Here is a 21,912-nt window from a genome sequence, read left to right as displayed (position 1 = left end):
TCTGACTTTGCAGATTATATTACTAATGCTACTATACAAAGTCTTTTCTTTTGGATTGATATTTATGAGAGTACGTTTATGAGTTTTACTTTGCATGATAGTAGCAGAAGGATGCCAGCAGACCTGCGGTCTCATGGGTAGTGCTACTATGCAAAGTCTTTTCTATTATATGTATTATAAGGTTTCTTGTAAAATTACTAGACAAATATTCTGTCGCTTGTTATAATCGTCCTATAAATAAGAAACATTTATGAAGAAGAGAGTAGTTTACGGATATCTGTTTTAGCGAGCTGGGGTGGTGGAAGCCAGTCATGGTGAAGTAAATGAACCGCACTTTGGAAATGATTATTCGAAGGTAGTAGAGTAATCCGGTCGCTTACCGTTAAAAAAGTTTAAAGTGGTTTAAAATTTTAAACAATAAGAGTGGTACCACGGGTTATCTCGTCTCTAGTCAAGGTTGCTTGATTAGGGGCTTTTTTATTTATACAAAAGAAGGAGTGTCAATATGGATTACAAAAAAATAGTCGCAGAACAAATTCATAAAACAATTAGCGAACATTTATCATTTGAAGAAATTTATAAAATGATTGAAGTTCCAAAATATGCAGAACAAGGAGATTTAGCTTTCCCAGCATTTTCACTTGCAAAAGTATTACGTAAAGCACCACAAGCAATTGCACAAGAAATTGTTGAAGCAGTTTCTGATGAACATATTAGCCAAGCAGTAGCAATGGGACCTTATGCAAACTTCTTCCTTTCAAAAGGAAAATTTGCAGATGAAACATTACACACTGTTTTAGAACAAAGAGAAGAATATGGTAACTTTGATTTTGGACAAGGACGTAATGTTATCGTTGATATGTCTAGTCCAAATATTGCAAAACCAATGTCAATGGGGCACTTACGTTCAACAGTAATCGGTAATGCTATCGTTAACTTAGAGAAAAAAGTTGGTTATAACCCAATTAAAGTTAACCACTTAGGAGACTGGGGGACACAATTTGGTAAATTAATTGTTGCTTACAAAAAATGGGGAACAAAAGAAGCCGTTGAAAATGAACCAATTGCAGAATTATTGCGTTTATACGTTAAATTTCATGATGAAGCAGAAAACGATAGTACTTTAGAAGATGAAGGACGTGCATGGTTTAAAAAATTAGAAGATGGCGATGCTGAAGCCGAAGAACTATGGAATTGGTTCAAATCTGAATCATTAAAAGAATTCAACCGTATTTATGATGTGTTAGGAATTACATTTGATTCTTATAATGGTGAAGCTTTCTATAATGATAAAATGGATCCAATTGTAGAATATTTAGAAAAAAATGGAATTACTACAATTGACCGTGGAGCAACTGTTGTTCACTTAGATAAATATGACTTACCACCTGCATTAATCAAAAAATCAGACGGTGCTACATTATATATGACTCGTGACTTAGCAGCAGCACATTATCGTAAAGAAACTTATGATTTCGCTAAAAACATTTATGTTGTAGGGAATGAACAAGCGCACCACTTCAAACAATTAAAAGCTGTGTTAAATGAAATGGGTCGTGAATGGCAAGAAAATATGATTCATATCGGATTTGGTTTAATTACTTTAGGTGGAAAAAAATTATCAACACGTAAAGGTAAAATTGTCTTATTAGAAGAAGTATTAAGCGAAGCTGTAGAATTAGCTTTAAAACAAATTGAAGCTAAAAATCCAAACTTACCTAACAAAGAACAAGTTGCAAAACAAGTTGGGGTAGGTGCAGTAATCTTCCACGATTTGAAAAATGATCGTACAAATAGTTTCGATTTCAACTTAGAAGAAGTTGTTCAATTTGAAGGAGAAACTGGACCTTATGTTCAATATACTCGTGCTCGTGCAATGAGTATTTTAAGAAAAGCAGGAGTTTCAGTTGATTTATCTCAAGCATTAGAATTAGAAGATGATTATGCATGGGAAGTATTAAAACAAATTGAAAATTATCCAAATATTGTGAAATATGCAGAAAGCAAATTTGAACCTTCTGTGATTTCTAAATATGTAATTTCTCTAGCGCAAGCCTTCAATAAATATTATGCAAACAGCCGTATCTTACAAGAAGATGAAGGTCTAAATGCTCGTTTAGCATTAGTGGAAGCAACAGCTGTTATCTTAAAACAAGGTCTTGCAATTTTAGGAGTAGAATCTCCAGACGAAATGTAGCCATCCTATCTCTCACTTGTTTACCTGGCAAGTGAGAGTTTTTGTTTTATTTTATATTCTCTATTGAAAAACAGAAAGAGTCTTACTAAAATTCAAATGAGAATTTATTCTAATCAGTAGTATTGACGGGAGATGAGAGGAGGAAAATTTGTTGAATAGAAATTTATAGGGGATGAAATAAGGATTAGGAGAAATAATGTAAGGGAATAAAGTTCTCGTGACATGAAATTTATGGATGTAAAGGAGTAATGTTATGGGTCTTTCATTTGGACCAAATTATACATGGACAGATCATTTTGCTCAAAGAGCAAAGGAGCGTTTTGAAGTAAGCAATGAATAACTTCCAAAATGGATGAGTAGACAAATTGGAAGTTTAGTAGAGTATAATAAAAATGAAGAACAGCGTCCAGAAGAGAAAAAATATATTTTACAATTAGATGTCGTGTTTATTTGTAATATCATTGAACAAAAGTTTTTAACTTGTTATGAAGCGAATGATATTGTAGATGAAGGTAAGAAAGTAACGATTCATGAAAATAATATTGCGTTATTTTCTGAAGAACTTGCAAATCTTACTCAGAAATATTGTCATAAAGATGCAAAGGAGATGTTAATGAGTATTGAAGAACATCTAGAGTCTTTTCATCAATATTCTCATAAAATCTTATCTGGTAGATTAACTCAATGGAACTATGAATTAATTGGAAAGTTAATTGATGAATTTCATATTATTCGCTCAGCTATGAAAATTATTGAAACAAAACAAGGAGATTTTAAGGGATAGATTCGTTAAATGTGACAATTTTTTAACTAAAATATTCAACAGTGAACATCTGTTTAAGTAAGAATTCTGCTTAAACGGATATTTTTATATTTTTAGACCGTACTAGTTGACGTGAAAGCGATATTTTATTACTATCAAGTTATTGTAAAAGAATAAGAAATGAGGTTTTTCATGAAAAAGTTAGTATCTTTAATCCTATCAATTATTGTAGTAATCCTATTACTATTAGGAGTAAAAAAATATATTCAAGTAAAAGAAATTTCAGCTGATGAGACAGCTTCAAGTGAAAAACAGCAACTCTATTTATTTAACTGGGGAAATTATATTGATCCAGAATTGATTAAAGAATTTGAAGCAGAAACAAATATTCAAGTGGTCTATGAAACTTTCGATTCAAATGATGCAATGGAAGCAAAATTAAAACAAGGTGGTACTCGTTATGATATCGTATTTCCAAGTGAATCGAGTATTACAAAATTAGTAAATCAAAACTTATTACAGCCATTGGATCATTCTAAAATTCAAGGATTAGAAAATATTTCATCATTTTTATTAAATAGCCCAGTGGATCCTGGAAATCAATATACAGTTCCTTATTTCTGGGGGACTGTTGGGATTATGGTGAATACAAAATATATCGATCCAGAAAGTATTACAATTTGGAATGATTTATGGAAGAGTGAATTCCGTAATAAAATTTTATTACTAGATGGAAATCGTGAAACAATGGGATTAGCATTGCAGTCATTAGGATATTCACTCAATTCAAAAGATGCAGCGCAATTAAAAGAAGCAGAACTAAAAATTAAAGCATTAAATCCAAATGTACGTGCTGTGTTAAATGAAGAAATTAAAACAATGATGAAATTAGAAGAAGCACCGATTGGTATTGGTTATTCAGGAGATGCAGCTGCTGTAGCAGAAGCGAATCCAGCGGTGCAATATATTTTACCACAAGATGGAAGTGCTGTTTGGACGGATAACTTTGCATTATCGTATAATGCAGAAAATATTGAAGGAGCATATGCATTTATTAACTTTATGCTTCGTCCTGAAAATGCTGCTAGAAATGCAGCTTTTGTAGGATATGCTACACCAAATGAAGCAGCAAAAGCATTATTAGATGAAGAAGTAGTTTCAGATGAAACCTTTTATCCATCACAAGAAGTTATTGAGAGTTTAGAGCATTATGAATATCTTGGAACAGAATGGATTTCTAACTACAATGATGCCTTTTTAAATTTTAAAATGGAGTTATAATATGCATTATTTTGTTAAAAGTAAACATCTCTTTATCGGAGATTCAAAAGAAACGATTGAAGGAATATTAGAAATAAAAGATGGGAAGATTGCAGCTATTCTTCCTTATCATGAAGAAGTAGACGGAGAAATCATTGATACCGGGGATCAAATGGTTACTCCTGGATTTATTGATGCGCATGTGCATTTATATTTATCCAGTTTGATTCATTTAGGAAAGATGAAAGCAGTCGGAGCTCCTTTGATTGAAGAAGTTGTTACTCAAGCAAAAGAAATTCCTGTCTATAACGGATGGAAAATTGGAATTGGTTGGTATGCAAGTGATTTTGGACAACAAGTTTTACCAACAAAGGAAGATTTAGATAAAGCTTCCAATGAAGTTCCAATTTGCTTGATTGCTGGAGATGCACACACGATTTGGCTGAATACTAAAGCATTAGAAGAATTAGGGTTAACGAGTGAAAATATTCCTTCTGAAATTGGTGGAGAAGCTGTTAAAAAAGATGGTGAATTAACAGGAGTATTTTTAGAAGCTATTGCGATTTATTATTTATCTAAAGTACTAGCAATTTATGAAGCTGAGTCTAAAGTAGCGTTATTAGACTATATGAAACATTTGAATGCGATGGGAATCACAGCAGTTGGTGATGTTGCGTTAACAGGAGAAAGCCCTGATGATATTGTTTATCCAAAATTGTATTCTAGTGTAGAAGATGACGCAACGGTTCGAGTAAGCTTTTTCCCAGCGATGCGAGAAGAAGTTGAAGAAAACCGTCGTCTCTATCAAACTTACCAATCTCCAATGTTGCAAATGGGTGGCGTGAAACAGTTTTATGATGGAGTGACAAGTTCGCATACAGCTTATTTAAAAGAACCCTACCCAATGCCATTTTTTGAAGGAGATGTGGGAGGGCCACTTTTAACGGAAGAAAAAATGGAACGATTGACTTTATTAGCCAATCAAGAAGGTTGGCCAATGCGTATTCATACTGTTGGAGATAGAGCAGTTGAATTAACATTATTGAATTTTAAACAAGCGCAAGAAAAATATCCTTTTGATAAGCCATATAAATTTAATACGATTGAGCATTTAGAAGTAATGGATCCAAAGGACTTGCCGCTGACAGCTCAAAAATCTCTTATTGTTTCAGTTCAACCAAGCCATTTATTAGTTGGATATGAAACATTAGATGAAGAAGTTGGAGAAATTCGTGCAAAACAAATGTTTCCATTCCACTCCTTTATTACTCAAGGAGCGACTCTAGCATTTGGAACAGATACTCCGGTAGTACTAAATGTAACTCCATTTGAAACGTTGTATTTTGCTGTGGCTCGTCAAACAGTAGAAGGACTTCCAGAACCAGCATTGATGCCTGAACAAAGAATCAGTGCCCAAGAAGCTCTATTTGCTCATACAAATGGAGCTGCAAAATCACTTAGTCGATTAGATATTGGAACATTAGAAGTAGGAAATTTTGCCGACTTTGTTATTTTATCGAAAAATTTCTTAGAAGCAAGTCCTGAAGAAATCTTAAAAACAACTGTTGTAGCAACTTATGTTAATGGAAAAAAAGTTTATCAAGCTTAAGATAGATTGAAAGATGAAGTAGAGATTCTACTTCATTTTTTTGTGTAAGCATATTTGTGTTTTATTTGGGGATAAATGATTATAATGAAGTTATCTATTATTAAGAAGGGGTGTATATATGGATATTTTATTATGGGGAAGCATTTTTGTTGCGGGATTATTGTCATTTTTCTCGCCATGTGTGTTACCACTGTTTCCAGTTTATTTTGGAGTACTAATGAGTGATAGAGGAAATCGAATTATTAAAATCGGAAAGTTTGAAATTGCATTATTACCGGTTATTCGAACTTTTCTATTTGTGGCAGGAATTTCAACAATATTCTTTGTGTTAGGATTTGCAGCTAGTTTTTTAGGTCAATTATTGTATAATTCTTATTTTCATTTAGTATTAGGAATTATTATTGTTTTATTAGGCTTACATCAAATGGAAGTATTTCAATTAACAAGTTTACAAAAACAAAAAACAGTGCAGTTTGAAACAAAAAATGAGCAGTCATTATGGAGTAGTTATTTGTTAGGATTGAGTTTTAGTTTTGGATGGACTCCTTGTGTAGGTCCTGTATTAAGTTCGGTTTTAACAATTGTTGCAACTCAGCAAGCAAGTGTTTTTTATGGTATGTTTCTATTAGGAATGTATATTTTAGGGTTATCCATTCCATTTTTAGTGTTATCAATTGCTTCAACAGCTGCGATGAAAGCTTTTAATCTTGCGAAGAAACAATTATTTTTATTAAAGAAAATTGGTGGAATCATTATTATTGCAATGGGTGTTTGGATTATTATTCAACAATTGCAAGTATTATTTTTATAAGGATAGGAGAATGAAAAATGAAATGGAAATATGTGTGTATTGGAGCTAGTTTATTATTAGGCGCTTGTCAGCCAATGGCCAATCAGCAAGCAAATACAGCGAAGCCTTCTACTGAAACAGTTTCAAAAGATAAAAGTGCTACTAAAAAAGTGTTAGAAGCTTCATTTAAAACTTTTGATGGAAAAACGGTTCATTTATCGGATTATAAAGGAAAAAAAGTGTATATTAAAGTTTGGGCATCTTGGTGTCCAACTTGTTTAGCAGGATTACCTGAAGTGGATGCGCTAGCAGCTGATCATGCAGAGGATTCGGTCATTTTAAGTGTGGTAGCACCTGGTGTAAATCGTGAGAAAAAAGCTCAAGATTTTAAAGAATGGTTTTCAGGATTAGAGTATAAAAATTTACCTGTATTGATGGCAGAAACTCCAGATTTCTTTAAACAAGTAGGAGTCATTGGATATCCAACATCTGTTTTCATTAATCAAAATGGGGAATTAGTACAAGCACATCCAGGGCATCTATCAAATGAGGATATTCAGAAACAACTTGATAAGATGTAAATATTTTTTTGAATAAGACTTTAGCTGTTGTAGTAGGAGGACGCAAGCAGCCAGTAGTGCTGTCTCATGTTAATACTACAACGGCAAGGAAAATTCGAGACTATGGCTCGAATTTTAGGTATGAGACTTGCAACAGCAAGGCTGCTACCGTCCTTTGTTACTATACCTAAAAGTATTTTATACTTAATATTTAGTAGAATACATGAATAATTAATAGATTCAAAATATCTCAGTAAAATCTAGGGAGTGGGTATAATGGATAAAAAAATATTGATTGGAGTCGTAACGTTAATTGTATTGCTGATTGCTTCTTATTATTTTGTTTATTCTTCTCCGTTAACTAATCTAGGAAACGGAAATCCAATTGAGAAAAAGGTTAGTTCTATTATTAACCAGCAAAAGGTTAATAAATCAGAAAATAAGGGAGAAAAAGAGTTGAAGGAAATCTATCTAGCAGGCGGCTGTTTTTGGGGATTAGAAGAATATTTCTCAAGAATTAATGGAGTAGAAGATGCAGTTAGTGGGTATGCAAATGGAAAAGTAGAAACAACAAACTATCAATTAATTCATGATACAGACCATGCAGAAACAGTAAAAATTACGTATGATGCAAAAGTTGTATCGCTTCGAGAAATTTTATTATATTACTTTAGAGTAATTGATCCTCTATCAGTAAATAAACAAGGAAATGATGTAGGTCGTCAATATCGAACAGGAATTTATTACCAAAATGATGACGATAAAGAAATTATTGAACAAGTAATAGCAGAAAAAGAAGAACAATTAGGAAAGAAAGTTGCAATTGAAAGAGAAAATCTTAGAAACTTTGTTGTTGCAGAAGATTACCATCAAGATTATTTAAAGAAACATCCAAATGGCTATTGTCATATTGATGTGAATAAAGCAAATGATCCAGTAATTGATCCAAGTTTATTCCCATTACCAGATGACGAAACGTTGAAAAAGACACTAACAAAAGAACAATATGCGGTTACTAGAGAAAATCGAACAGAAAAAGCTTTTTCTAATGAGTATTGGGACAATCATGAAGCAGGTATTTATGTGGATGTTGCAACTGGAGAACCACTTTTCTCTTCCAAAGATAAGTTTGATTCTGGTTGTGGTTGGCCTAGTTTTACAAAGCCTATTTCTTCAGAAGTCGTGAATTACAAGGAAGATACAAGTTTTAATATGAAACGAATTGAAGTTCGTAGTCGGATTGCGGATTCTCATTTAGGGCATGTATTCGATGATGGACCTCAAGACAAAGGAGGATTACGTTTCTGCATTAATAGTTCATCTATTCGTTTCATTCCGTTAGCAGATATGGAAGAAAAAGGTTATGGATTTTTGATGGATTTTGTAAAATAAAAAATTTTTATGAATAAAACTTTAGCTATAGTAGTAGAGGACGGCAGCAGCCCTGCGGTCTCATGCCTAAAATTTGAGCCTAGGTCTCAAATTTTCCTGTCCAATAAGCCAATATTTGACTTATTGGACTAATACTACTATGGCAAGTTTTTTTCAGGTTGTGGATCATATAAATTAATGGGCGTAATGAATAAGACTTTAGCTATAGTAGTAGCGGATAGAATAATGTGAATGCTACAACGGCAAGTCTTTTTTGGTTAGGAGCATATATATGAGAGGACGTAATGAATAAAGAGAAAATACTTTTATAGTAACAAGCCCACTAGTAACCATGGAATGGTTACTAGTGGAAGGGAAATTCGAGATCGAGGCTCGAATTTTAGGTATGAGACTTGAAGTAGCAAGGCTGCTACCGTCCTTTGTTACTATAACCAAAAGTATTTTCTCTTTATTCACCTTATAGTTTGACGGTCAAGTATCATTTCCCTTATAGTAAAATTACGAATAAACATACAAAGGAGAAATTATGAAAGTCATTGTAGTAGGTGGAGGTACGAGCGGACTAATGGCAAGCGTCAGTGCAGCGTTAGCAGGTGTAGAAGTAATTCTACTAGAAAAAAATCCAAGCTTAGGACGAAAATTATTATTAACAGGCGGAACACGTTGCAACGTAACAAACATCCGATCAAGAGACGAAATCATTAAACACATTCCTGGAAACGGACGATTCTTACATAGTGCCTTTTCCCAATTTGATAACCAAGATATTATCGAATTTTTCCAAAATCGAGGAGTTAAATTAAAAGAAGAAGACCACGGAAGAATGTTTCCAGTATCTGATTCCGCTAAAACTATTTTAAATACATTTATCGAAGAAATTAAACGATTAGGCATTCAAGTAAGAACAAATGTAAAAGTTAAAGCGATTCGACTAGAAGAAGAACTGTTTTCAGCAGTCGAATTAGATACTGGCGAAAGAATAGAAGGAGATGCCGTTATTTTAGCGCTAGGTGGAAAATCCTATCCAAAAACAGGTTCAACTGGAGACGGATATGGAATCGCCCGAAATATAGGACATACCATTACACCATTATTTGCTACAGAAGTCCCCCTAACAAGTCAGGAAGCTTTCATTAAAGAAGGCGTATTACGAGCTCTTTCTTTAAGAAATGTTGCTTTAAGTGTATTGAATCAAAAAGGAAAAGCAGTTGTAACACATCAAATGGATATGATTTTTACGCATTTTGGCATCAGTGGACCAGCAGTATTACGTTGCTCAAGCTTTGTTCATCAGGTACAACAAAAAGATAATGTCAAAGAAGTTACAATGTCATTAAATATACAACCTGATTTAACAAAACAGGAGTTATCAGAACAATGGCAAGAATGGAAAGAAAATAATCTACAAAAGACAGTGAAAACATTACTAAAAGAATGGATGCCTGAACGATATGCAGAATTTTTACTTCAACAAATTGGATTGTCTTCTCAAAAAGTGATTGGTAAAATGACTGATCAAGAAGTGCAACAATTATTAAACTCTATTCAAGATTTTAGATTTACAGTTAATGGGAGTCTACCAATTGAGAAAGGTTTTGTAACGGGTGGAGGAATTCAATTAAAAGAAGTGGATCCAAAGACCTTAGAATCTAAAATTACTCAAGGAGTATATTTCTGTGGAGAATTATTAGATATTCATGGATATACTGGAGGGTATAATATTACTTCAGCCTTTGTAACTGGATATGTTGCAGGATTACACGCTGCACAAGGTTGGTAAAAATATGAAAATAGCATAGATTCGTCATAAAATCTTCACAAATCAAGTGTATGCTTTAACTATTCCAAAAGAATATATTTACCTCCCAAAAGTAAATAAACTCTATCCTTTTTTTTCTCCGACAATTTTGTCGGAGTTTTTTGATTTTTGTAACGAAATAGCGTTTATTATGTTATAATAACAACGATATCTTAAATGAATCGAGGTGTATCTCTTTCAATATGGTAAAATTGGGAGAAAGAATTGTAGAAAAAGGAATTCGTTTATTACCATTAATGGACTTATCTCAAGTAGATACAAGTCTAGCTAGACCAATTCCAGAAGCAAAATCAAAGTTAGAAATTATTGTCCATGCAATGGAAATTGGCATGGGAGTTTTAGGACATGTAGATATTTGTATTGAAGGCTATGTATATTCTTATGGAAATTATGATGAATTAGCTTGTATTTTAAATGGAGCCAGAGGAGAAGGTGTATTATTAAAAGCACCAAGAGAAGATTATTTCAAATTTTGTAAGAGACATTACCAAAAAACGCTTTATATTTATAGTTTAGAAGTTACTGATGAACAAATTCAATTAATTAAAAATCGTTTGGAAAAAGTATTGAAGGAATCTTTTACTTGGTCTCCACCAGATGATATTTGTTCATTTAATCCGGTTAGTGAGAAGTTAGAAGAGATGTATGCGTATTTTATGGTGCAGTGCATGCCAGTAACTTTTTATAAATTTAGAAAAACGCAATTTAAATTGTATACGATGTGGCGAAATAATTGTTTGTTATTTGTAGACTATTTAGTTTCTGCATTAAAAATAAGACCTCTTCGTGCAAGAATGACAACATTTCCAAGTTTATACCAAGAACGTTTGGAATCATTAAAAGCAAAACAACATTCAATCATAACAGATTGTCAGATTTATTAATGTTTTGAACAAGCCGTTAATCATTTGATTAACGGCTTGTTCTTTAGTGTCAATCAGCGTAATTGCCGCCTTCTACACTAAAATATTCTTCTAATGTTAGTTTTGAAGTATAAATTTGTTCTGCAATATCTCCAACATATCTTAAATGCCATGCTTCTGCTTGATAACCCGTAATGGCTTCTTTTCCTTCTTGGAACCTTACAATAAACCCGTATTCATGAGCATGACTATGCAACCATTCAATGGCTTTCTCATCTTGAGGATTTTCTCCTAATAATCCACCAGTACCATTTAAAATATCAAAAGCAAGCCCTGTTTGATGTTCACTATATCCCGGACGAGCAGAGTAAGTATCAGCCGCTTCTTTTCCATCTTTATTCACATAATTTTGATAAAGTTGAGTTTGGTATTCATAGGAACGAAATCCACTATATTGATTACTAATACTGAAACCTAACTCTTGCATTTTTTGAATAAGCTCCCTCACTTTTTCTCCAGCAATTGGATTTTCTCCTGGATTATAGTCAGCAGGAAGTTTATGTTTTTTGTTAACAACCATTTGGATTCCTAATGATAAATCCGCTTGACCATTACTTTTTTGAGTAGTTTGTTCAGTTGTAGCAGTCGCTTGAGTGGTTTCTGCTTTGTTTTCTGTAGTAGTGGTAGAGTGACAAGCTGTTAAAAATGCTAGACTTGCTACCATATAAATGAATTTTTTCATCATTATCCCCCTTTATTTATAGTATTTATTGTAGCACAGATATTGAAATGAAAATATGTAGAAATGAAATTTTAAAAAACAAGAATATTTTTATCGGAAATAACAAATAATGTTCGTAAATTAACCGTATTCTAATGAAAAACTACTTGAATTTTATTCAGTTTATGGTATAGTAGCAATTAAAAAATTACAGATTCTAGGAGGTCTCCAATATGTCCATGTGGGAAACAAAGTTTCAAAAAGAAGGTTATACATTTGATGATGTATTATTAATTCCAGCAGAAAGTCATGTACTACCAAATGATGTGGATTTACAAGTACAACTTGCAAAGAATTTATTGTTAAAAATTCCATTAATGAGTGCTAGTATGGATACTGTTACAGATTCAACAATGGCGATTGCGATTGCACGACAAGGTGGTTTAGGAGTTATTCATAAAAATATGTCGATTGAAGCACAAGCTGAAGAAGTTCATAAAGTGAAACGTTCTGAAAGTGGTGTTATTTTAAATCCATTTTTCCTAACTCCGAAGCATTCTGTACAAGAAGCAGAAGAATTGATGGCAAAATATCGTATTAGTGGTGTACCGATTGTGGAATCATTTGAAAATCAAAAATTAGTCGGTATTTTAACGAATCGTGATTTACGTTTTATTACAGATTATTCAATTGAAATTGAAGAAGTGATGACAAAGGAACCATTAATTACAGCACCAGTGGGAACTTCTTTAAAAGAAGCAGAAAGTATTTTACAAAGACATAAGATTGAAAAACTTCCATTAGTAGATGAAAAAGGAAATTTATCAGGATTAATTACGATTAAAGATATTGAAAAAGTTATTGAATTCCCAAATTCAGCAAAGGATCAGCATGGACGATTATTAGTAGCCGCAGCAGTTGGTATCACCTCAGATACTTATGAACGTGCAAAAGCATTGTTAGAAGCTGGGGCAGATGCAATTGTCATCGATACAGCACACGGACATAGCGAAGGAGTGATTCGTAAAATTAAAGAAATTCGTGAAACATTTCCAGATGCAACATTAATTGCAGGAAATGTTGCTACAGCAGAAGGTACTCGCGCTTTATTTGAAGTGGGAGTGGATGTTGTAAAAGTTGGGATTGGACCAGGTTCTATTTGTACGACACGTGTAGTAGCTGGTGTAGGTGTTCCGCAAGTAACTGCAATTTATGATGCAGCCACAGTTGCAAGAGAATATGGAAAAGCGATTATTGCAGACGGTGGAATTAAATATTCAGGAGATATTGTTAAAGCAATTGCTGCTGGTGGACATGTTGTTATGTTAGGTAGTTTATTAGCAGGAACGGATGAGTCTCCAGGTGAATTTGAAATTTATCAAGGACGTCGTTTTAAAACGTATCGTGGAATGGGTAGTTTAGCTGCAATGGAAAATGGTTCGAGTGATCGTTATTTCCAATCAAAAAATGAAGCGAATAAGCGTGTTCCTGAGGGAATTGAAGGACGTGTAGCGTATAAAGGTGCTGCTAGTGACATTATTTTTCAAATGATTGGTGGTTTGCGTTCTGGTATGGGTTATGTAGGAGCGCATAATTTAGAGGAGCTTCGTGAAAATACGCAATTTATTCGTATGAGTGGTGCTGGATTAAGAGAGAGCCATCCACATGACGTACAAATTACCAAAGAAGCGCCTAATTATTCTGTCCAGTAATTACGTAATTTGGACTTTATCTGAAGTAGCGAAGGACGGCAGCAGCCCTGCGGTCTCATGCCTAAAACTTGAGCCTAAGGTCTCAAGTTTTCCTGTACTAGAAGCCAATGTGGCTTCTAGTACTAATGCTACGGCGAAAAGTCCATTTATTTGAGCGTGTATTTACGAGGGTACGGTGAATGAGATAGGACTTTATCTGATGTAGCAAGGGACGCTAGTAGCCTCACCTTGCGAGTCTCAATGCTAAAACTCGAGAATATACGACTATTTTCCTTGACAATACGTATAAAAATTAATTTATTCCTATTTTTCTCAAAAAAATATAAAAAAATTGAGTATTCTAGTTTAGAATAATTCTATTTTGTGTTATACTATATTCATAAAGGAGGAATGACAAATGTCAAAAGAAAAAACAAAATTAGTATTAAATCAATTAGTAGCTGACTTAAGCCAACAAGCAGCAATTATTCACCAAGCACACTGGTATATGCGTGGACGTGGATTTTTAACATTACACCCAGCAATGGATAAATTAATGGATGAAATCAATGAGCAATTAGATGAAGTTTCAGAACGCTTAATCACTATTGGGGGAGCACCATATTCAACATTACGTGAATTTGCAGATAATACAAAAATTCAAGATATTCCTGCATCTTACGAGCGTTCAATTGATGAATGGGTAAGACATTTATTAGTAGGATATGAATACTTAAGAGGATTATACCAAGAAGGTTTAGAAACAGCTGGAGAAGAAGGCGATGATGTATCACAAGATATCTGTATCGGCTTCAAAGGCGATATTGAAAAAATCATTTGGATGTTACGTGCGCACTTAAACGAAGCACCTGGAATCTAATCAAGTCAAACAAAAAAGGATGAGTCACTCATCCTTTTTTTGTTTGAAGTTATACAATAATTTGAAAGAAATTCATCAAAAGTATAGAATAGTTGAAGAGAAAATGATTTAGAAAAAAATTGATACATAATAGAAGGAGGATGAGATGAATTCAAAGGCGTTTTATCAACAAATGTTTGCGATTGCGATTCCTGTTGCATTGCAAAGTTTACTAACTTCATTTTTGAACACATTAGATACGATAATGATTTCCTCTCTTGGTGATGCGAGTATTGCGGGTGTTGGATTAGCGAATCAAGTATTTTTCTTATTTACATTGATTTGTTTTGGAATTAACACAGGCTCCTCAGTTTTATTTGCTCAATATTGGGGTGTGAGGGATGTTCTTCAAGTTCGAAAAATTAATCAGGCAAGTTTAATGTTGTCTACAGCTATTTCTGTGGCATTTATGCTTGTTGCAATGTTATTTCCTTATGGGATTTTAGAGTTATTTACCCATGATGCAGCAGTTGTTCAAGCTGGTGGGGACTACTTACGTGTAGCGGCATTAACCTATGTCATTACTGCATGGAGTTTTTCTTTAGGTAGTGCTTTAAGAAGTACAGGAAATCCAAGGGTTCCATTAATAGCAACGATGATTAGTTTTGTTGCCAATGCTTTCTTCAATTATATTTTTATTTTTGGAAAGTTAGGATTGCCAGCAATGGGAGTTGTCGGGGCAGCGTTAGGAACTGTTGTAGCGAGAATGGTTGAAATTGGAGTATTAGTTTTTGTTATCAAACGTTATCAAGGGCCGCTTCAAATTCCAATTCGACATTTACAAAAAATTCCAAAAGAATTTTGGGAAATTTATTGGAAGACAACTTTACCAGTTATTGTCAATGAAACCTTCTGGGCACTAGGGCAAGTGTTTTATAATGCAGCTTATGCAATGGTTGGAACTCAAGCGACTGCAGCGGTGCAAATTGCAGTTGCGATTCAAGGCTTAGCCTTTGTTATCGTTCGTGGATTAGGAAGTAGTTGTAGTATTATGCTTGGGCAAAGTATTGGAAAAAATAAAATTGAACGAGCGAAAAAAGATGCCCATCGATTTATTATTTTAGCGATTATAACGGGTGTAGTCATTGGTGCTATTGAAAGTTTAACGCCACAATGGACATTATTATTATTTGGACATATTAGTCCAGAAGTGTATACTCTTGGTCAACAATTATTACAAGTAATGGGGATGATTTTTATCTTAAAAACGATTAATTCCATTATTGTTGTAGGAGTTTTAAGAGGTGGTGGGGATACTCATTATGGAATGAAATTAGAAATGAGTTGTGTATGGTTAGTCGGCGTACCATTATCTCTATTAGCAGCAGGAGTGTGGCATTTACCAGTTACTGTAGTTGTTATTTGTGCAGGTATGGAAGAAGTGACAAAAATAGTCGTAGGATTCTATCGTGTTTATTCTCAAAAATGGATTCATCGTTTAGTTCAAGACTAGTCAATTCCTTTCATTTATGGTAGAATATTTGTCAGACAGTTCGTAACCATCCTGTCTATAAACAAAACTAGGGCTTATTTGAACATGAAATGATCAATCAATTCCTGGAAAACGATGGTGTTTTTCAGGAATTTTTTATGTCTAATAGTCCGGAAAGAAGGAAGAAGAATGAGAAAAAACGAAGAAATGGGAGAAATTACACACTTAGGAAGTAACACAGTTTATCGTGACGATTATGCACCAGAAGTGCTAGAGTCATTCCCAAATAAACATCCGGAAAATAACTATTTTGTAAAATTTAATTGTCCAGAATTTACTTCATTATGTCCAATTACAGGTCAACCTGACTTTGCGACAATTTATATTAGCTATGTTCCTGGAGAACGTATGGTAGAAAGTAAGTCTTTAAAATTATACTTATTTAGCTTTAGAAATCGTGGAGATTTCCATGAAGACTGTATGAATATCATTATGAAAGATTTAGTAAAATTAATGGATCCAAAATATATTGAAGTTTGGGGTAAATTTACACCACGTGGGGGAATCTCTATTGATCCATATTGTAACTATGGAAAACCAGGAACTAAATGGGAACAAGTAGCAGATCATCGTATGATGAATCATGATTTATATCCTGAAAAAGTGGACAACCGTTAAGGAGAATCGTGATGAAATTAGTATTATTAAGTGGTGGAGTCGATAGTTCGACTGCATTGGCGCTTGCTTTGAGTCAAGATCCTCAAGTTGAAGCTATTTCATTTTCATATAATCAAAAGCATAAGGAATTGGAATTAGAAGCTGCTAGAAAAATTGCAGCGTATTATAAAGTTCCACATCAAATTTTGGATGTTACTTCTGTATTTTCTGGAAGCAAATCTTCTTTAAATGCTGGAAATGATATAGAAGTCAGTACAGGAGATTATGCGACTCAAACAGAAGCGAATACTGAAGTGGAGTTTCGTAATGGAATTTTTATTTCGATTTTAGCAGGAATTGCGATGCAAAAAGGAGCTTCAGAAATTTATTTTGGAGCTCATTTGGATGATTCTGGAGTTATTTATCCAGACTGTTCGCCTGAATTTATTGAAGCGATGAATCAGGCTGTTCAATTAGGAAGTGGAGGTAAAGTTCGATTGACAGCTCCATTTGGACAAGTGAAAAAGAAAGATATTGTCGCTAAAGGAGTCGAATTAGGAGTTCCTTATGAATTGACGTACAGTTGCTATAATGGGGTGTATCCTCCATGTGGAAAATGTGGAACTTGTATTGATCGAAACAAAGCCTTTTTAGCAAATGGATTGGAGATTTTATAGTGGATAAAAAACAAATTAGATTATTAACACAAAATACTTTAATAGGAGCGTTATATGTTGTATTAACATTAATTAATCCTATTTCTTACGGGATGTTTCAGTTCCGTTTATCAACTTTATTAATGGGTGTTCCATTTTATAAACCGCAATTGTCATTAGGAATTTTAATAGGAGTAATGATTAGTAATATTCCAAGTCCTCTTGGACCGATTGATATTTTATCTGGATTTTTAATTCAATCAGTGAGTTTATATCTATTTAACCGTATTTTTAAAAATTCTTATGTGAAGAGTGCTGCTTATGGAATTTGGTGTGGCTTTGTAGTAGCTGCAGCATTGTATTACTCTTTACAAGTACCATTCTGGCCTAGTGTATTTGGCGTAGCAGTGTCGAATATTTTATTTGCCTTCTTAGGTACATTTATTGTTGAAAAATTCTTAAAAGGATTTTTAGATAAAACTGTAGTTGAATAGAAAACGATGTATAGACTTCGAAACGTAATATTGTTTCGAAGTCTTTTTTGCATATGGGCTAAAAGATGAAAGAAAAATTTTGTGTTAGCAAGGTCGCCAGCAGCCTCTGCGAGTCTCATGGCTAAACTTCGAGCCTTGGTCTCGAAGTTTACCTATAATGGAAGCCGGATATGGCTTCCATTATCTTCGCAACAAAAATGTTTCTTTCATCTTTTAGCTAAATTTTAGAAAGTAGTGCAACAATTTTTTAAAGCTAAATACTACTTTTAAATGTCTACTTCTAAACGTCAGACAAAAAATGTGTATTTATATAGTATCGTTTAAAAATATAATCAGTGAAAAAATGCAAATATAATATAAAAGAAAGCAGAAAAATCTTTTGTAGCGAAAGCAATAGAAGCCAAGGGGTGGCTTCTATTGCAGGTAAAAATCGAGACCGAGGCTCGATTTTTAGCCAAGAGACCCATAGGGGCTACTGGCGACCTCGCAAACAAAAAGTATTTTTCTTCTTTCTTTTATTACGTAACTAAAAAACATTGACAGAATAAGAAAAGGAGAGTAAAGTTATAAAACGGAAAAATTACGTTTTATAGGAGAGGGAGAGAAAATGAAAATTCATAAAAAATCACTACTAATTGGGAGTGCAAGTCTTGTTTTATTGGGAGGGTGTTCACTGTTTAATACTCAAAACACAAGTCAGCAAACAGAATCAGAAACTACCACAACAGAAATTTCAAAAGATGATTTAGCAAAATTTGAAAAAATTGCTGAAAAAGTAAAAGAAAATAAACCAAAAACAATTGTTGGAGAAGTATTCGAAAATGGATATTTAAAAAAACATGGAGATCATTATCATTTTGTATACGGAGCTCCTCCAGCAGATGCTATCTATGAACAAAAGACTTCTGCTACTAATGCTATTAGTTCTGCAGATGACGGATATATTTTTAATCCAAATGATATTGTAGAAGAAAATGAAATGGGATATGTTGTTCGCCACGGAGATCACTTCCACTTTATTTATAAAAATAATACTCAACAAACACTAGCAACAACACTAGCTACAAATTCAGTAACTCATGAACATCATGAAGAAGTAGAAGATGGCTATGTATTTGATAAAAAAGATGTTGTAAGTGAAACAGAAACAGGGTATATCGTTCGTCATGGTGATCATTTCCATTTTATTTATAAAGACAAAGAAGGAAATCCAGTAGTAACTACGAAGCATCATGACCATGAAGGCGAACATCATGAGCATGATGGAGATAAACATGACCACGAAGGTGAACACCATGATCATGACCATGATGGCTATGTATTTGATAAAAAAGATATTGTTAGTGAAACAGCAGAAGGGTATGTAGTACGACACGGAGACCATTTCCACTTTATTTATAAAAATCAAGTGAATCATGAAAATTCACATCATGATACTGTTACATCAACGATTGAAAAAGTTGAAAAGGTAGAAAAGGAATTACATGGTTTAACAGGAGGAAGTACAACACCTCTTACGAAACCTGAAACAAAACCAATCGCTGAAGTTCCGAATGCACAGCCAAAAGAAAAACAATTTTCTGGAATTCATTATAGAACGAGTGATGGATTTTTATTTGATGGGAATCATATTATTGGTACATCAGGAGAAAACTTATTAGTGGCACATAATGGAAACATGAAGGATATTCATGTACTTCCATTTGAACAATTAGTCCATACAAAATGGGAACATTTAATTCCAAAAGAACATTTAGAAGCGGCTAAAGCACGCTATAATGGGACTGCATTGCCTCCTAAAGAAGAACATCACCATGATGATGAAACGAAACCAGCAGAAATGAGTGAGTTAGATAAAAAAATTGAAGAAAAAATTGCAGGCATTATGAAACTATACGGTGTAAAACGTGAAAGTATTGTAGTGAATAAAGAAAAAAATGCAATTATTTATCCTCATGGAGATCACCATCATGCAGATCCAATTGATGAACATAAGCCAGTTGGAATTGGTCACTCTCATAGTAATTATGAACTCTTCAAACCAGAAGAAGGAGTTGCTAAAAAAGAAGGAAATAAAGTTTATACAGGAGAAGAATTAGCAAGTGTTGTAAAATTATTAAAAAATAGTACATTTAACAATCAAAACTTCACATTAGCAAATGGACAAAAACGTGTATCCTTCAGTTTCCCACCAGAATTAGAGAAAAAATTAGGAACAAATATGATGGTGAAATTAACAACTCCTGACGGGAAAGTGATTGAGAAACTATCTGGGAAAGTGTTTGGTGAAGGCGTAGGAAATATTGCTAATTTTGAATTAGATAAACCATATTTACCAGGAGAAACATTTAAATATACAATTACTTCAAAAGACTATCCAGAAGTAAATTATGAAGGAACATTTACCGTTCCATCTTCATTAGCATACAATATGGCAAGTCGTACGATTTTTTATCCATTCCATGCAGGGGATACTTATTTAAGAGTGAAACCTCAATATGAAGTACCAAAAGGAACAGATGCTTTAGTCAGAGTTTTTGATGAATTTCATGGAAATGCGTATTTAGAAAATAACTACAAAGTGGGAGAAATTCAACTTCCAATTCCAAAATTAAATCAAGGAACAACGATGACAGCAGGAAATAAAATTCCAGTAACCTTCATGGCAAATGCCTATTTAGACAATCAATCTTCTTATATTGTGGAAGTTCCAATTTTAGAGAAGAATAATCAAACAGAAAAACCTGGAGTTTTATCACAATTTAAAGGACATGGCACAGGAGAAAGTTCTAAGCCTGAAGAAAAAGTTGAAGGATCACCAAAAGAAATTGGAAAAGTAGACGAACCTTCAAAACCAACTGAAAATCCTATTTTAGATCCAATGTTAGAAGAAGCTCCAGCAGTAGATCCAGTACAAGAAAAAGTTGCTAAATTTGCAGAAAGCCATGGAATGAAATTAGAAAATGTCTTGTTCAATATGGACGGAACAATTGAATTACATTTGCCAAATGGTCAAGTTATTAAAAAGAATATGGCAGATTTTACAGGAGAAGCACCTCAAGGAAATGCTGAAAATAAAATCTCTGAAAATGTAACACCAACTCCTGATAAGGTTGACACAAAACCAATAGAAAATAAAACGGAAACTATTTTACCAGAGGCTCCAAAACCTAATGAAAAACCAGTCAAACCTGAAAATTCAACAGATAATGAAATGTTAAATCCAGAAGGAAACACAGGAGTAGATCCTATGCTTGATCCAATGTTAGAAGAAGCGCCAGCAGTAGATCTAGTACAAGAGAAAATTGCAAAATTTGCTGCTAGTTACGGATTAGGATTAGATAGTGTTATCTTTAATATGGATGGAACTATTGAGCTACGTCTACCAAGTGGGGAAGTCGTTAAAAAGAACATGGCTGATTTTACGGCATAACAAATTGATGAAAAAACGTCTGAATCGAAAGAAAGATTCAGGCGTTTTTCGTGTATGTAGATGATATACGTAAACGCTAAAAGATGAAAGAAAAATTTTGTGTTAGCAAGTTCGCCAGCAGCCTCTGCAAGTCTCATGGTATTTTCTCAACAAAAATTTTTCTTTCATCTTTTAGTCGAATTATAAAACGAAGTACAACAATTTTAAAAAAATAAATACTATTCAAAAGGATATGATAAACAAAAAAAGTTATCAGAAGTAAGCGTGAAATGTATTCTTGGGAGCAGGGCAAGAGGCGTTTGATAGAGTTTAAATCGAAAAAAATCCATGGTTACAATAAAGAAAAAAATATGTTAAACTGACGGTAGTTAAGGGGTTTCAAAAAAACAATGACTATGTATATATAGTTAATGAAAGCAATAAAGCACTTCATTAGACTTTTTTAGGTGGTCTCGTGTTTAGAAAACAAAAAATAAATTAAGTGTGTAAGTTAACGAGTAAACTTAATTAGCTAACAAATTTGAGTTTGTAGAGGTTTTTGAATATGATATTTCATGAATTTGGTGATAAAAAATTTCCACATATATTATTGATACACGGAGGGAGACTGGGCAAAAAGTCTCAAAAATAGAAGAAAGCACGTCCTGATTTCGACA

At 33.5% G+C, this 21,912-nt stretch carries 17 protein-coding genes and 1 other annotated feature; of the genes, 16 read left to right on the top strand and 1 reads right to left on the bottom strand.

The annotated features are described in order from the left end of the window. Positions 1–241: 241 nt before the first annotated feature. Positions 242–452: a binding site (T-box leader), on the top strand. A 53-nt stretch (positions 453–505) separates the two neighbouring features. The 9 genes from argS to RYL55_RS05655 all read left to right on the top strand — a co-directional run bounded on the left by argS (position 506) and on the right by RYL55_RS05655 (position 11,274). Next, positions 506–2,197 carry an arginine--tRNA ligase gene (gene argS, locus RYL55_RS05695; RefSeq protein WP_315008021.1) on the top strand — a complete coding sequence of 564 codons (1,692 nt, stop codon included), beginning with the start codon at positions 506–508 and terminating at the stop codon, positions 2,195–2,197. A 352-nt stretch (positions 2,198–2,549) separates the two neighbouring features. Continuing rightward, positions 2,550–2,981: a hypothetical protein gene (locus RYL55_RS05690; protein ID WP_315008020.1), complete on the top strand. Its 432-nt coding sequence runs from the start codon at positions 2,550–2,552 to the stop codon at positions 2,979–2,981. Positions 2,982–3,152: 171 nt separating this feature from the next. Next, complete coding sequence (locus RYL55_RS05685) at positions 3,153–4,241, top strand: spermidine/putrescine ABC transporter substrate-binding protein (RefSeq protein ID WP_315008019.1); 1,089 nt, start codon at positions 3,153–3,155, stop codon at positions 4,239–4,241. A gap of 1 nt (position 4,242) precedes the next feature. Further along, positions 4,243–5,829 (top strand): amidohydrolase, encoded by a 1,587-nt coding sequence (locus RYL55_RS05680; protein WP_315008018.1) that lies wholly within the window; start codon positions 4,243–4,245, stop codon positions 5,827–5,829. Positions 5,830–5,947: 118 nt separating this feature from the next. After that, positions 5,948–6,640: a cytochrome c biogenesis CcdA family protein gene (locus RYL55_RS05675; RefSeq protein ID WP_315008017.1), complete on the top strand. Its 693-nt coding sequence runs from the start codon at positions 5,948–5,950 to the stop codon at positions 6,638–6,640. A 17-nt stretch (positions 6,641–6,657) separates the two neighbouring features. After that, complete coding sequence (locus tag RYL55_RS05670) at positions 6,658–7,200, top strand: redoxin family protein (protein WP_315008016.1); 543 nt, start codon at positions 6,658–6,660, stop codon at positions 7,198–7,200. A 252-nt stretch (positions 7,201–7,452) separates the two neighbouring features. Next, entirely contained in the window at positions 7,453–8,571 is a 1,119-nt protein-coding gene (gene msrB / locus RYL55_RS05665) for a peptide-methionine (R)-S-oxide reductase MsrB (protein ID WP_399545677.1), read from the top strand. A 526-nt stretch (positions 8,572–9,097) separates the two neighbouring features. Further along, positions 9,098–10,351, top strand: coding sequence for an NAD(P)/FAD-dependent oxidoreductase (locus RYL55_RS05660; protein ID WP_315008013.1), 1,254 nt, complete (start codon positions 9,098–9,100; stop codon positions 10,349–10,351). Positions 10,352–10,572: 221 nt separating this feature from the next. Further along, positions 10,573–11,274 carry a hypothetical protein gene (locus tag RYL55_RS05655; RefSeq protein ID WP_315008011.1) on the top strand — a complete coding sequence of 234 codons (702 nt, stop codon included), beginning with the start codon at positions 10,573–10,575 and terminating at the stop codon, positions 11,272–11,274. 49 nt (positions 11,275–11,323) lie between these two features. Here the strand turns inward: RYL55_RS05655 and RYL55_RS05650 are convergent, their stop codons facing one another. Continuing rightward, the gene (locus RYL55_RS05650) at positions 11,324–11,998 is read right to left on the bottom strand and encodes a M15 family metallopeptidase (RefSeq protein WP_315008009.1); all 675 of its coding nucleotides are present in this window, start codon (positions 11,996–11,998) and stop codon (positions 11,324–11,326) included. Between the two features lie 209 nt (positions 11,999–12,207). Here RYL55_RS05650 and guaB point away from each other — a divergent pair, with 209 nt between their 5' ends. The 7 genes from guaB (at position 12,208) to RYL55_RS05615 (ending at position 21,256) form a co-directional block, all read left to right on the top strand. Then, entirely contained in the window at positions 12,208–13,686 is a 1,479-nt protein-coding gene (gene guaB / locus RYL55_RS05645) for an IMP dehydrogenase (protein WP_315008007.1), read from the top strand. 397 nt (positions 13,687–14,083) lie between these two features. Beyond that, positions 14,084–14,545 (top strand): DNA starvation/stationary phase protection protein, encoded by a 462-nt coding sequence (locus tag RYL55_RS05640; RefSeq protein ID WP_315008005.1) that lies wholly within the window; start codon positions 14,084–14,086, stop codon positions 14,543–14,545. Positions 14,546–14,690: 145 nt separating this feature from the next. Next, positions 14,691–16,037: an MATE family efflux transporter gene (locus tag RYL55_RS05635; protein ID WP_315008003.1), complete on the top strand. Its 1,347-nt coding sequence runs from the start codon at positions 14,691–14,693 to the stop codon at positions 16,035–16,037. A 168-nt stretch (positions 16,038–16,205) separates the two neighbouring features. After that, positions 16,206–16,694 carry a preQ(1) synthase gene (queF, locus tag RYL55_RS05630; RefSeq protein ID WP_315008001.1) on the top strand — a complete coding sequence of 163 codons (489 nt, stop codon included), beginning with the start codon at positions 16,206–16,208 and terminating at the stop codon, positions 16,692–16,694. A gap of 11 nt (positions 16,695–16,705) precedes the next feature. Further along, the gene (gene queC, locus RYL55_RS05625; protein ID WP_315007999.1) at positions 16,706–17,350 is read left to right on the top strand and encodes a 7-cyano-7-deazaguanine synthase QueC; all 645 of its coding nucleotides are present in this window, start codon (positions 16,706–16,708) and stop codon (positions 17,348–17,350) included. Continuing rightward, entirely contained in the window at positions 17,350–17,823 is a 474-nt protein-coding gene (locus RYL55_RS05620) for a QueT transporter family protein (protein WP_315007998.1), read from the top strand. The genes queC and RYL55_RS05620 overlap by 1 nt, the downstream gene beginning before the upstream one ends. Positions 17,824–18,430: 607 nt before the next feature. Then, complete coding sequence (locus RYL55_RS05615) at positions 18,431–21,256, top strand: pneumococcal-type histidine triad protein (RefSeq protein ID WP_315007995.1); 2,826 nt, start codon at positions 18,431–18,433, stop codon at positions 21,254–21,256. Positions 21,257–21,912: the final 656 nt, after the last annotated feature.

The organism is uncultured Granulicatella sp., from assembly GCF_963515615.1.
Taxonomy (GTDB): Bacteria; Bacillota; Bacilli; order Lactobacillales; family Aerococcaceae; genus Granulicatella.
The sequence above is the reverse complement of the archived record's forward strand: the minus strand, read 5'-3'. Positions and strand labels throughout refer to the sequence as shown.

What these genes read in the sequence shown, in the direction of transcription:
- RYL55_RS05670 (WP_315008016.1), top strand. Translation starts at nt 6,658, where the DNA reads ATGAAATGGAAATATGTGTGTATTGGAGCTAGTTTATTATTAGGCGCT.
- argS (WP_315008021.1), top strand. Translation starts at nt 506, where the DNA reads ATGGATTACAAAAAAATAGTCGCAGAACAAATTCATAAAACAATTAGC.
- RYL55_RS05680 (WP_315008018.1), top strand. Translation starts at nt 4,243, where the DNA reads ATGCATTATTTTGTTAAAAGTAAACATCTCTTTATCGGAGATTCAAAA.
- queF (WP_315008001.1), top strand. Translation starts at nt 16,206, where the DNA reads ATGAGAAAAAACGAAGAAATGGGAGAAATTACACACTTAGGAAGTAAC.
- RYL55_RS05690 (WP_315008020.1), top strand. Translation starts at nt 2,550, where the DNA reads ATGAGTAGACAAATTGGAAGTTTAGTAGAGTATAATAAAAATGAAGAA.
- RYL55_RS05655 (WP_315008011.1), top strand. Translation starts at nt 10,573, where the DNA reads ATGGTAAAATTGGGAGAAAGAATTGTAGAAAAAGGAATTCGTTTATTA.
- RYL55_RS05685 (WP_315008019.1), top strand. Translation starts at nt 3,153, where the DNA reads ATGAAAAAGTTAGTATCTTTAATCCTATCAATTATTGTAGTAATCCTA.
- RYL55_RS05675 (WP_315008017.1), top strand. Translation starts at nt 5,948, where the DNA reads ATGGATATTTTATTATGGGGAAGCATTTTTGTTGCGGGATTATTGTCA.
- RYL55_RS05660 (WP_315008013.1), top strand. Translation starts at nt 9,098, where the DNA reads ATGAAAGTCATTGTAGTAGGTGGAGGTACGAGCGGACTAATGGCAAGC.
- RYL55_RS05635 (WP_315008003.1), top strand. Translation starts at nt 14,691, where the DNA reads ATGAATTCAAAGGCGTTTTATCAACAAATGTTTGCGATTGCGATTCCT.
- RYL55_RS05650 (WP_315008009.1), bottom strand. Translation starts at nt 11,998, where the DNA reads ATGATGAAAAAATTCATTTATATGGTAGCAAGTCTAGCATTTTTAACA.
- queC (WP_315007999.1), top strand. Translation starts at nt 16,706, where the DNA reads ATGAAATTAGTATTATTAAGTGGTGGAGTCGATAGTTCGACTGCATTG.
- guaB (WP_315008007.1), top strand. Translation starts at nt 12,208, where the DNA reads ATGTCCATGTGGGAAACAAAGTTTCAAAAAGAAGGTTATACATTTGAT.
- RYL55_RS05615 (WP_315007995.1), top strand. Translation starts at nt 18,431, where the DNA reads ATGAAAATTCATAAAAAATCACTACTAATTGGGAGTGCAAGTCTTGTT.
- RYL55_RS05640 (WP_315008005.1), top strand. Translation starts at nt 14,084, where the DNA reads ATGTCAAAAGAAAAAACAAAATTAGTATTAAATCAATTAGTAGCTGAC.